A 13,075-nucleotide genomic window follows, 5' to 3' on the forward strand; every position below is an offset into this window, starting at 1 on the left:
TATGTTTCTTTGATTTTAAGCAAAAAAAAAACACTCTGAATGCTCAGAGTGTTTTTTAGTTTATTGTATAAAAATCGATTTATAGAAACTCACCGTGTTGAGAAATATCTAAACCTAATTCTTCTTTTTCTTCACTTACTCTTAGTGGAGTTATTTTATTTACAATAAAGAAAAGGAAATAAGATGCTGAAAATGCAAATACTGAAACTATAACTAAAGCAGTTAATTGATTTAAAAATAATGTAGCATCACCAAAGATAAGTCCTTGGTTGTCTCCTACTACTGAGTTAACAGTTTTAGAAGCGAATACACCTGTTAATAGCATACCAACCATACCACCAACACCGTGACAAGCAAATACATCTAAAGCATCATCAATTTTACCTTTAGGGAATTTACTAACCACTAGATTACTAACAATACTGGCAAATATACCGATGAACATTGCATGAGGAATAGTTACAAAACCTGCAGCAGGCGTAATAGCTACTAAACCTACAACAGCACCAATACATGCTCCCATTGCAGAAAGTTTGTGTCCAAGAATTTTATCAAGAAATACCCAAGCCATTCCAGCAGCAGCAGCAGCTACAGTTGTTGTACCTAATGCTTGTACAGCTAAACCATTAGATCCTAATGCTGAACCTGCATTGAAACCAAACCATCCAAACCATAATAAACCAGTACCTAACAATACGTAAGTAATACGTGCAGGGTTAACTTTTTGTATTTTTCTTTTTCCTAAGAAAATTGCTCCGGCTAGTGCAGCCCATCCAGCGCTCATGTGAACTACAGTTCCTCCAGCGAAATCTAATACTCCCATTTTAAAGAAAACACCATCTGGATGCCAAGTCATGTGTGCTAATGGAGCATAAACAAGTAATATGAATAATACCATAAATAATAGGTAAGCCCAGAAACGAATTCTTTCTGCAAAAGCTCCTGTTATTAAGGCAGGTGTAATGATTGCAAATTTTGCTTGAAATAAAGCAAACAACATAAAAGGTATTGTAGGAGCAAGACTCCATGCGGTATTTGTATTAACACCTTGAAAAAACAAATTAGGTAACGGATTACCAATTATTCCTCCTATTGTAGGACCAAATGATAAACCAAAGGCAACAACTACCCATAAAACAGTAACAATTATCATTGCCATAAAACTTTGAAGCATAGTACTGATGACATTCTTTTTTCCTACCATTCCCCCGTAGAAAAAACCAAGACCTGGTGTCATTATCAATACAAGTGCAGTTGCAACAATCATCCAAGCTGTGTCGCCGGTATCAAATTTTACAGCTTCTGTTGGAGCAGGGCTGTCAATTATGAAATAATTTGAACAAAGGGTTAATACCAAAATCGTGATTAATATCACACTTAAAATAATTTTTCGCATTGTTTTTTAGTTTTAAATTTCGATAAAAATATAAAAATCATTAATAAGCCCCTTTAAAAATATGACTTAATGTTTTATTTTTGTCATTTTTTTAATCTAGACCCTATTTCATTATGGGTATATTATAATTTAAAGTTAAAATTTGCAATTTGTTAAAGTAAGGTTAAGAGAAATTATCTTTTTAGGAGATAATATAACAATTATTTTAAGAATTAGTAAGTCTATATCCTAACGCTTCTGTTTTTTATACTAAAAGTTGAATATCATTAAAAAAAATGCACCAATCGAAATGAATACAATTGATGCAATTTTTTAAAGTTAAAGTTAATGAATTATGTCTTTATTTTAAAAGATGTTGGCTTAGAATTTTATACACTTCATTGATGTTGTTTCCTCCTTTACCAAATTGTTTGACAATTGGTGTATTATCGTTGTTTAACCAAATTTTTAATTCTGCATCCAAATCCATTATACCGGCACTTTCTTTAGAGAATTTCTTGATGCTGGAATAGGGGATTGATACATAATCAGCTTTGGTTCCAACCAATTGTTTTTCGACTAAAATCAGCCTTTTATTAGTAAAAACAAACATGTCACGGATGAGTTTGAATGCTTTCTCAATTATTTCTCCATCAATTAAGATTGGCTCAAATTCTTTTGAAACATTTTCAATGTTTACTTCAGATGCATTGCCTAAGATGGCATTAAATAGTCCCATTATTTTAATTTATTTTTGATTGTATTTTGTTTTATATCTTTCGTTCAGCTTTGTTTGATGCGTTTCCAGACTAATCGTTCTTCCTTGAATAAAAGCATTGGTCAATTTATTGGTTCTCATGTCTAAAGCATCACCTTCGGATATAAATAAAGTAGCATCTTTTCCTTGCTCTAAGGTGCCACATTGAGCATCAATTCCCAATATTTTGGCAGTATTTGATGTTATTAATTGCAAAGCTTGCTCTTTGTCTAGACCATATGCAGCACATGTTCCCGCTAAAAACGGTAAGTTTCTAGTGTTCATTCTTTCATGTGCACCACTATTTTCTAAGCCTACCATAACACCTTTGTCTGTCAATAATTTAGCTGATTTGTATGGTAAGTCAATATCATCATCATCATTTTCTGGCATTTCATGAACTCGTTTAAGTAATACGCCAATATTATTTTTTTGCAATAATTCGGCTGTTTTGTAGGCTTCGTATCCACCAACAATTACCATTTTCTTAACTCCATTTTCTTTTGCAAATTGTACTGCATCGATAATTTGTTTTTCTTCATCGGCATGAATAAATAATGTTTGGCTTCCATCAAACAATCCTTTAGTAGATTCTAAAACCAAATTTCGATCTTTTGAACCATCCCCTAAATAGGCTTTGGCATTAGCTAAAAAAGCAGACAGCTCTAAAACTTGTTTTGCATAATCCTTATTGGTTTCAATACCTCCTGGTTCAAATCGGGAACCTGATCTTCTAAAAGTAGTAGGGAAGTTAACATGAATTCCATCATTTTCTTTTATAAGTGCATCTTTCCAGTTCCAAGCATCCAGTTGAACAATTGATGAAGAACCAGATATTGTTCCGCCACGTGGTGTGATTTGAGCCATCAAAATGCCGTTTGGTCTAACAGTTTCTATTACTTTAGAGTCAGCCGTATAGGCAATAATACTTCTAACATTAGGGTTCATGGTCCCAATCTCGTCTTCATCATCAGAAGATTTTACGGCGTCAATTTCTACTAAACCCAGTGTTGAATTTGGGGCAATAAAGCCGGGATAAACATGTTTTCCTGCGGCGTCAATAGTGAGATCATACGCGCCTTCTGCAAGCCGAATCACTCTGGCATCTGCTACCAAATTAATTTTTCCGTCAACGAATCCTATTGCGCTGTTCTCGATTATTTCTCCATTTCCTAAATGTGCCGTAGCATTAAGAATCAAAATAGATTTTGATTGCTTAACGGCTGGTGTTTGTTGTGCTCTTGCAAGTATTGAGATGCTACAGACTAACACTAAAAGATATATTTTTTTACTAATCATATTTATATATTTTTAAAAATTGCTTTGCTTTTTTGTAAAAGCTCGGTTTTTTGAAATTCAAATTATTCCGCTATTCTTCCATAGTATCACAGTGGTATTCTTTTTTCTCTGTTTTTTTAGGTTCTTGAGTGATCATCCCTTTATTTTTCTCTTGCAATAATTGACCAATCAACTCATTTCGTTCTTTAGCAATAGCTACTCTTTGTTCTGCATCTTTTTGAGCATCATAATAGACTACACCTTCGATTAACGTTTTTTCAGCTTTTGCATAAATAGATAACGGATTGGCATTCCACAATACAATATCAGCATCTTTACCTACTTTTATACTTCCTACTTTATCATCGATATGTAATAATTTAGCAGGATTCAAGGTTACAAATTTCCATGCGTCTTCTTCTGAAATATTACCATATTTTACTGCTTTTGCTGCTTCTTGATTCAATCTTCTTGACATTTCAGCATCATCAGAGTTGTAGGCTACCACAAGTCCAGCATTGTGCATAATAGGTCCATTGAAAGGAATGGCATCATTTACTTCAAATTTATAAGCCCACCAATCTGAGAAAGTTGAGGCTCCTACACCATGCTCTTTCATTTTATCGGCAACTTTATATCCTTCAAGAATATGGGTATATGTATTTACTTTAAAATTAAATTTATCAGCTACATTCATTAACATCAAAATTTCCGATTGTACATAAGAGTGACAAGTAATGAAACGCTCTTTATTTAATATTTCAGCTAATGTTTGTAGTTCTAAATCCACTCTTGGAGCTTTCGCTTTTGCTTTTTTACCAGTTGCATTGTAATTTTTCCAAGCGGTATCGTATTCTTTAGCACGTTGAAAGTAATCTGTAAAAACTTGTTCCACACCCATTCTGGTTTGAGGAAAACGAGTAGGATTAGTGATTCCCCAGTTTGCTTGTTTTACATTTTCTCCCAAAGCAAACTTGATAAAACCAGGTTGATCTTTGTAAAGCATCTCTTCTGCAGAAGCGCCCCATTTCCATTTTACAATTGCAGAACGTCCACCTATTGGATTTGCTGAACCGTGTAATAATTGAGAAATGGTAACTCCACCGGCTAAATCTCTGTATATATTAATGTCTTCAGAATTTACTACATCTTGGATGGTTACTTCGGCACTGGAATTGTGTCCGCCTTCATTTACACCATTAGAAATTGCAATATGAGAATGCTCATCAATAATTCCGCTGGTTAAATGTTTGCCTTTCGCATCAATAATTGTTGCTGAAGCGTCAGCAATATTTTTTCCAATAGAGGCAATTTTTCCGTTTTTGACCAATACGTCAGTTTCTACTAAAATACCGTCTTTTTCATTGGTCCAAACGGTAGCATTTTTAAATAAAAGTGTTTGTGTAGTTGGTTTTTTCAAATTACCATAAGCAACATTTGGAAATGTTGTAGGCATAATTGCATTGTTCTTTTCAATTTTTGAGGAATCGATAGCTTTTACAAAAGGAGCTGTTTTTATTGCTGACCATTTCACTTCATTTCCATTGAATAAAACCGCTTTTCCTGAAAGAGTCTGATTGTCTTCAACATATCCAATTAATCTTGTGAAGCTGGTTTTAGTAGAATCGATAGGTTTGATTACCGTTGAAATCCAGTTATTGGTAAAAGTAAGTTTCGATTTTATTTTTTTGTTGTCAACAGTTGTTATTTCAGATTTTGGTGCTGAAACTTCGCCATCAATCTTCCATTTGTATTTTTCAGTGTTAATGGTTAAATCATAATTTCCACGAATATCTTTAATTGTAATATCGTTAATTACAAATTTGTTCCCTTGAATCCAGTTTTCATATAATATTGTTTTTTCATTGAAAATCTCACCGGATGCAATTATAAAATTGGCTAAACTTCCTGTTTTCAAACTTCCTATTTCATTGCTTTTTCCTAAAATTGAAGCAGGAATAGTTGTCAAAGCTTCTAATGCTTTCGTTTTATCAAATCCGTATTTAATGGCTCTTAATAGGTTCGGTCTAAAATCTTCCAGCTTTTTTAACTTGTCAGTCGTCAAAGCGAAAACAATTCCATTATCAGATAAAACTTTAAGATTGGTTGGTGCTTGATTCCAAAAACGCAAATCTTTCAATTCCATTTGATTGGCTTGGTTTGGGTCAGAAACATCATAAGCTTCCGGGAAATTGATTGGAATAATAAATTTCGAATTTGTTTTTTTGATTTCTTCAATTCGTTCAAATTCATTTCCGTTTCCTTTCAAGATGTAATTTAAACCAAATTCTTTCGCTATTTTGGAAGCTCTCAAACTGTTTAATTTGTCTTCTGAAGCAAATATTTGAACTAGTTTTTCATTATTGGATAAGGCTTCCAAGGATAAATCTTTGGTTGTGGCGTTTCCTTTTTTGTACCAATCCAAATCTAAATACATTTGACGAAGTAATGCCATCATTCCCATCAAAGAACTTGGATAGGCTTGATTTGTTGTGGCACTTTTAGTAAATGCAAAATGATTGGTTACTTTATCAGATAATAATTGATTGCTTTTTTCAAAATTATTCAAGGCAATCAGTGTTCCTGATCCGCGAGCAATTCCGTCTTGAACGTGAGTTCCTACGATACCAAATCCTGCTTTCAATAATTCTTCGGCTTTCGTTTGGTCGTATTTAAAGCTTTCATATCCATTTACTTCTGAACGAATACTTTCATTCCAGTAATGCCCTGTTTTTTTGGTGTCATACAAAGGATTTCTTTCAGTACTGCTGATTCCTTTTGGTTTTTCGATTCCAAAACTGGTGTACATATCAATAAAGGAAGGGTAAATTGATTTTCCTTCTAAGTTAATTGTCATGCAGTTTTTAGGAATAGCGATGTTATTTCCTGCACCAATAACTTTTCCGTTTTGGATTAATAAAGTCCCTTTTTCAATAATTTGTGTTGGTGTAACATAAATTTTTGCATTTGTAAAAGCGGTAAAATTGGTGTTTTTGTTTTGAACACTTTCATTATTGGGAAAGTACTCTTGTGCGTAGGTTTTTGGTAATAAAACACTGAAATACAGTAGAAGTAAGATTTTTTTCATAGTATAGTTTCTAATTATTCTCTAAAAGTAAAAAAAGGAATATGTTAAGCATTATTTTTTTTAGATTTTAACATTTGTTTTTTGAAGAAAAAAAACAAATCGAGCGACTCCGTAATATTATTCTAATTATTTTGACATAATTTTCTACTATTCTGTATCATTTTTAAATTTTGTAGGAATAATTATAATAATTAAAAAATGTTTAGCTAATTTTAGAATCAAATAAGTAAATATGCTAGTTAAAGTTTTTGGTAGTGCTGTTTTTGGAGTGGAAGCCACAACAATTACCGTAGAGGTAAATATTGATAAAGGTATTGGATATCATTTAGTTGGCTTGCCAGACAATGCTATCAAAGAAAGTAGTTATCGTATTGCGGCGGCACTCAAAAATAATGGATACGCCATGCCGGGAAAAAAAATTACCATCAATATGGCGCCTGCTGATTTGCGCAAGGAAGGTTCTGCGTATGATTTGACTTTAACAATTGGAATTTTAGTAGCATCCGGGCAAATCAAAGCAGAGGATATTGATAAATACATCATTATGGGAGAACTTTCCCTTGATGGGAGCCTTCAGCCGATACGTGGTGCTTTGCCAATTGCCATAAAAGCCAAAGAAGAAGGTTTTAAAGGCTTTTTTCTTCCAAAGCAAAATGTAAAAGAAGCGGCGATTGTGGCTGGTTTAGATGTATATGGAATCGAAAATGTACAGGAAGTTATTGATTTCCTCGAAGGAAAAGGAACGCTGGAACCAACAACAATTGATACCAGAGCCGAATTTTATAAAACATTAGATTTTCCAGAATTCGATTTTAGTGATGTTAAAGGACAAGAAAGTATCAAGCGTTGCATGGAAATTGCAGCAGCCGGCGGACATAATATTATTTTGATTGGTCCACCAGGTGCAGGAAAAACAATGTTAGCCAAACGATTACCCAGTATTTTACCGCCGATGACCTTGCGTGAAGCGTTAGAAACAACTAAAATTCATAGTGTTGCCGGAAAATTAAAGGAAGTAGGGTTGATGAATCAACGTCCGTTTCGAAGTCCTCATCATACTATTTCGAATGTGGCGCTTGTTGGAGGAGGAAGTTATCCACAGCCCGGCGAAATTTCTATGGCGCATAACGGGGTCTTGTTTCTGGATGAGTTGCCGGAATTTAAGAGAGATGTTTTGGAAGTAATGCGTCAACCTTTGGAAGATAGAGAAGTGACAATTTCCAGAGCTAAGTTTACGGTTACTTATCCTTCCTCGTTTATGTTGGTAGCGAGTATGAATCCGAGTCCAAGTGGTTTCTTCAATGATCCTGATTCTCCACAAACTTCTTCGCCTCACGAAATGCAACGGTATCTGAGTAAGATTTCAGGACCTTTATTGGATAGAATTGATATTCATATCGAAGTAACTCCAGTTCCTTTTGAAAAATTATCTGATGACCAAAAAGCAGAGAGCAGTGTTGACATTCGAAAAAGAGTGACTTCAGCTCGTGAAATTCAAACCGAACGCTTTGAGCAAATGGAAAACATCCATTACAATGCGCAAATGAATACCAAACACATTCGGGAATATTGTGCCTTGGACGATGTTTCCAAGCAATTACTAAAAACGGCCATGGAACGATTGAATCTTTCCGCTAGGGCCTACGATCGTATTTTGAAAGTAGCCAGAACAATCGCCGATTTGGACGCAGCTCCTACAGTAATTTCGAGCCATATTGCAGAGGCAATTCAGTATAGAAGTTTGGATAGAGATGGTTGGTTGGGCTAAAATAGATTTCAGGTTTTTGATTAACGATATTTGATTTTAGATATTTAACAGCTGCAAAATTGAGAATACGCTCGCGCTAGCGGGGAAAAAAGAAAAGTATAGAAATAAATACGTCAAAAAAGAGATTTCGATAGGAATCTCTTTTATTTTTGCCAAATGTTAGAAATTCTGTACCAAGACGAATATATTATTGCAATTAATAAACCAAGTGGATTGCTGGTCCACAAATCATTTTATGCGCGTGATGCAAAAGTTTATGCGATTCAAGAATTGAGAAATCAAATAGGAGGGCAACATGTTTATCCTATTCATCGGTTAGATCGCAAAACATCTGGTGTCTTGTTATTTGCGTTGGACAAGGACGTTTTAAAAATTATGAATGATCGTTTTGCCACACGCGAAGTCGAAAAAAAGTATTTAGCAATTTTACGTGGTTGGTCACCCGAAGAACTAACGATTGATTATGATTTAACCAATGATGATGGCATTATACAAAATGCAATAACCTACTTTCATCGATTGCAAACTACCCAAATTGAGTTAGAATTTAACAATAAACCAACGTCACGATATTGTTTGGTAGAAGCGATTCCTGAAACGGGACGTATGCATCAATTACGAAAACATTTTAAACATATTTTTCATCCCATTTTAGGAAGTCGGCCACATGGTTGTAACAAACAAAATAAATTATGGTTGGAAAATTTTGAACTGAAAGGAATGATGCTTCATGCACATCAGTTAATTTTTAATCATCCCATAACAAATGAACCACTTATCTTGAATGCAAAGATTAATGAAGAGTTTAGTAGAGTAGGTACTATTCTTAAACTAGATTTGAATACCTATGAATAGAATACTAATTTGTAAAGTAATGCTTTACATTATTGTTGTATTTGGAAACAACAGATTTTATATTTTTTATCAACTATTTAGATTTCAGATATTTATCTCTGCTAAATCGACAATGTGCCACACGAAAGGATTCGTGCGGCAGCGGGGGGATATTCCATATTTTCGTTAATTATTGTTTATTAAGTTTACTTTGTTAAATATTACGCCTAACGTTCCCGCTCTACAAGCAGTTTAGGATTAAATCAGCGTTAATTTTCGGATTTGCCAAATCTTCCAAATACAAACCAATTTTTCCATTAAGCCAAATCCCCAAATTGATTGTAGCGTGTGTTAGTGGCTGTATTTTTCTCTTTCCATATCATATTTCTCTTCCGATATTTTGCATTTATAAAGCTCTATATCATTTTCAAAACAAAAGTTTTTGACGTTTTCAAATTCGTCATTTGGAAAATTTACACCGACTATTATTTCTTTAATCAAAGTATGTGGCACTTTATAAAGACAAATGTCATATGGTTTGGTTGATATTACTTTATCCGCTTGTCTAAGCATAACTAAAAGTCTCTCTTCTTCTTCGTATTCCCAATCTTTGGATTTTGATAATACAACTTGAAAGTCAATTGAAACGCCTTTTTCAAGTGGAACTTTAATTCTTGCATCACTATAAATTACAGGCATAAATATTTTTTCTACGTTTGCTATTTTCTTATATAGACTAAAGTAAGGATCTTGTGAATTAAAACCAATGCAAAGGCCTTTATGTGAATTTGTGTAATGTGCCCACATTAACGTACTATCCCATCTTCTTGTCAAAGAAAGAATACCTAAATGGGTGTTGAGATTTTTAATTGCGTTTTCAAGAAAGTGTGTTTTTACATTTCCTACGTCATTATTTTTCAACTTTTTAACTTGCGTTTTATATTCTCCTAGTTGAACGTTTTTCAACTCGAACTTTTTAGATTTTTCAAGTTGAGATTTTTCAATCAATGCAATGTTTTCAGTGTAGATTTTTTTAAGTATTTCAAGAAAATCATCTATCGTAGGTATGGCAGGCAGAAATTCAAAAGGATCATTTAATTCGGCAGGTTGAGTTATTCTTAGAAGCTCATCATCTAAATATGCTATTCGTTCTTTTGGTAAAAATTTATATACAATTTCTGTCATAAGTTATTTTTTCTACGTTAATATAGCCACTAACTAGTTTACATGTATGACAAAATCATACCAAGCCACCCAATTTAGGATAGATGGGTATGACAACGTTCATACTATTTACTTCAAATATATTGATTTTTTCTTACAATTCATCTAGCTCTTTGAACTTACAAAATGGTATTATGAAAGTAAAAACGCTCTAAATAGCCCCGATTACTTCACTTAGCTTTTATTTTAAGTGGAGTTCAGTGAACTTCGTTTGAAATGAAAAACCTTCTTAGGGCTGGTGTTCAGCCCTAAGAAGGTTTGTAATGTATAGCGGGAAATACGTTCTTAAGAAACGAACTTATTCTGCTCCTAAAAAACAATAAAAATTAATTATCTATTAGAGCGTCGGTCATTATTTTGACTCGGGCGTCTTGGGCCAAAACTGTTATTGCTGCTTCGGTTTGAGGTGTCTGTTTTTGGTTTTCGCGGAGTTGAATCGCGCTGTTGTCTTCCTTGCCCTTGTTTAATCGGTTCTTTGGAAGCGTTAGGGTCTGGCTCAAAACCTTTGATATTTTCTATTGGTAATTTCAAGCCTACCAATTTTTCTATATCACGTAAAAAGACAGTTTCGTCCGGACTGAATAACGAAATAGCTTCTCCACTTGCTCCGGCTCTTCCTGTTCTACCAATTCGGTGAACGTAATCTTCGGGAATATTAGGCAATTCAAAATTAACCACGTGCGGTAATAACGGAATATCTAATCCTCGCGCTGCAATATCAGTGGCGACTAAAGCGGTTAGGCTTCCGTCTTTGAAACCCGCTAATGCTTTGGTTCGTGCGCCTTGGCCTTTATTTCCGTGAATGGCAGCTGCTTTGATTCCGGCGCTAATCATGCTTTCCGTCAGTTTATTGGCACCTTGTTTGGTACGGGTAAAAACCAAAATCTGCTTCCAGTTTCCTTCCGTAATCAATTTAATGATCAGTTCTGTTTTTTTCTCTTTGGCAACAGGATATACTTTTTGGATAATAGCATCCACGGTTGTATTTTCTGGGGTTGCTTCAACATGAACTGGGTTGTGCAAAATACCCATTGCCAATTTCTTGATGTCTTTAGAAAATGTTGCCGAAAACAATAAGTTTTGCCTTTTTGTTGGCAATACTTTCAAGATTCGTTCAATGTCACGTAAGAAACCCATGTCCAGCATACGGTCTGCTTCATCTAAAACTAAGATTTCTACTTTTGCAAGCGATATTAAACCTTGATTTTGCAAATCGATTAATCGACCAGGCGTTGCCACTAAAATATCAACTCCTTGGCGCAATTGCGCAACTTGCGGTTTTTGGTTTACGCCTCCAAATATTACTGCGCTGCGTAAATCTAAGAATTCACTGTATTCTTTTATATTGGCAAGTATTTGTGCGGCCAATTCTCGTGTTGGAGTCAATATTAAGGCACGAACAGGTCTATGGCTTAAGTGTTTTCCTTGCGATAACAATTGTAATATGGGTAGTGTGAAACCGGCTGTTTTACCTGTTCCTGTTTGTGCAGATGCTAATACATCTTTTCCTTCTAAAACTGGCGGAATTGCTTTTTGTTGTATTGGAGAAGGTGTTGTATATCCTTTTTTGCTGATGGCTTTTAGTAAAGCATCAGATAAGCCTAATGAGTTGAATGACATAAATGGTGTTTATGAAGCAAACACTATTATTTAGTTTACTTCTTTAAGTGGGCGCAAAGGTACTGCTAATTTTTTGATGTGCTTTTGATTGCTTGATTTTGTTTAGATAAAATCAAAGTTCTTCGTTTTAATCTGTTAGAAACAAAAAAATAGGACTATTTGCCCTATTTTTTATCTGAATGTTTTTCAAATAAATTTTTATTCTAAATCTGCAAAAGTATTTCCTTGGGTGATATCACCGGATTTATACCCTTTCATAAACCATGCTTTTCGTTGTGCCGAAGTTCCATGCGTAAAAGATTCAGGAACAATATGTCCTTGAATTTTAGATTGAATGGCATCATCACCCACCGCATGAGCCGCACTTAAAGCTTCATCAATATCGCCTTCTTCCAAGAAATTGTTCATTTTTTGATTGTAATGCGTCCAAACACCCGCATAAAAATCAGCTTGTAATTCTAAAGCCACAGATAATTTATTGGCTTCGGCTTCACTTTTTCCTTCTTGCATTTGTCTCATTTTTGCAGAAGTTCCTAATAAGGTTTGTACATGATGTCCTATTTCGTGAGCAATTACATAAGCGGTAGCAAAATCACCTCCTTGGGCTCCAAATCTAGTTTTCAGTTCTTCAAAGAAAGCCAAATCCATATATACTTTTTGATCCCCAGGACAATAAAAAGGTCCGGAATCAGAGGTAGCATTACCGCACCCTGTTTCTACAGCTTGGGAAAATAATATTAATTTTGGTCTTTCATATTGCATGTTATTTTCCTGAAATATTTTCCCCCAAACATCTTCAGTATCTACTAATATAGCTTCTATGAATTTGCCTTCTTCAATTTCCCCTGCGGTTAAGGCTCTTTGTTCAGTAGGTGCGCCATTTCCTTGATTCATTTGTTCTAAAATTGGCGTCAGCATTTGGGCATTTTCTCCTCCAAAAACATTCAATAACAAGATAATTATACCTATAATTCCACCTCCTACAATTGTTTTTCCCCCAGAAGACATTCCTCTACGGTCTTCAAAATTTTCACTTGAACGTCTACCACTCCATTTCATATTGTGTTATTTTTAGTTGTTGTTAAAAAATGAATATACATAAAAGTATAAAATTTTAAACGATAAATATTC

Annotated in this window: 9 protein-coding genes; 2 read left to right on the forward strand and 7 right to left on the reverse strand. The window is 34.3% G+C overall.

Going from position 1 to position 13,075, the window contains the following annotated elements:
• Positions 1-79 precede the first annotated feature (79 nt).
• The 4 genes from CLV00_RS09735 to CLV00_RS09750 form a co-directional block, all read right to left on the reverse strand.
• Entirely contained in the window at positions 80-1,396 is a 1,317-nt protein-coding gene (locus CLV00_RS09735) for an ammonium transporter (RefSeq protein WP_099714980.1), read from the reverse strand.
• A 340-nt stretch (positions 1,397-1,736) separates the two neighbouring features.
• Positions 1,737-2,114 carry a PH domain-containing protein gene (locus CLV00_RS09740; RefSeq protein ID WP_099714982.1) on the reverse strand — a complete coding sequence of 126 codons (378 nt, stop codon included), beginning with the start codon at positions 2,112-2,114 and terminating at the stop codon, positions 1,737-1,739.
• A gap of 9 nt (positions 2,115-2,123) precedes the next feature.
• Complete coding sequence (locus tag CLV00_RS09745) at positions 2,124-3,431, reverse strand: amidohydrolase family protein (protein ID WP_099714983.1); 1,308 nt, start codon at positions 3,429-3,431, stop codon at positions 2,124-2,126.
• Between the two features lie 70 nt (positions 3,432-3,501).
• Positions 3,502-6,498, reverse strand: a complete 2,997-nt coding sequence (locus tag CLV00_RS09750; RefSeq protein ID WP_099714984.1) for an amidohydrolase family protein — start codon at positions 6,496-6,498, stop codon at positions 3,502-3,504.
• A gap of 232 nt (positions 6,499-6,730) precedes the next feature.
• On the opposite strand from CLV00_RS09750, the gene CLV00_RS09755 reads away from it, so the two are divergent.
• On the forward strand, positions 6,731-8,266 hold the full coding sequence (locus CLV00_RS09755) for a YifB family Mg chelatase-like AAA ATPase (RefSeq protein WP_099714985.1): 1,536 nt from the start codon (positions 6,731-6,733) through the stop codon (positions 8,264-8,266).
• A 156-nt stretch (positions 8,267-8,422) separates the two neighbouring features.
• Entirely contained in the window at positions 8,423-9,121 is a 699-nt protein-coding gene (locus tag CLV00_RS09760; protein ID WP_099714987.1) for a pseudouridine synthase, read from the forward strand.
• 330 nt (positions 9,122-9,451) lie between these two features.
• On the opposite strand, the gene CLV00_RS09765 is transcribed toward CLV00_RS09760, so the two are convergent.
• From CLV00_RS09765 to CLV00_RS09775, 3 genes are all read right to left on the reverse strand, one after another.
• Positions 9,452-10,285, reverse strand: a complete 834-nt coding sequence (locus CLV00_RS09765; protein ID WP_099714989.1) for a DUF2971 domain-containing protein — start codon at positions 10,283-10,285, stop codon at positions 9,452-9,454.
• 369 nt (positions 10,286-10,654) lie between these two features.
• A complete protein-coding gene (locus CLV00_RS09770; protein WP_099714990.1) occupies positions 10,655-11,944 on the reverse strand; it encodes a DEAD/DEAH box helicase in 1,290 nt (429 codons plus the stop codon).
• Positions 11,945-12,142: 198 nt separating this feature from the next.
• Entirely contained in the window at positions 12,143-13,003 is an 861-nt protein-coding gene (locus CLV00_RS09775; RefSeq protein WP_099714992.1) for a neutral zinc metallopeptidase, read from the reverse strand.
• Positions 13,004-13,075: the final 72 nt, after the last annotated feature.

Origin of the sequence: Flavobacterium sp. 11 (assembly GCF_002754315.1) — a bacterium.
Classification (GTDB): domain Bacteria; phylum Bacteroidota; class Bacteroidia; order Flavobacteriales; family Flavobacteriaceae; genus Flavobacterium; species Flavobacterium algoritolerans.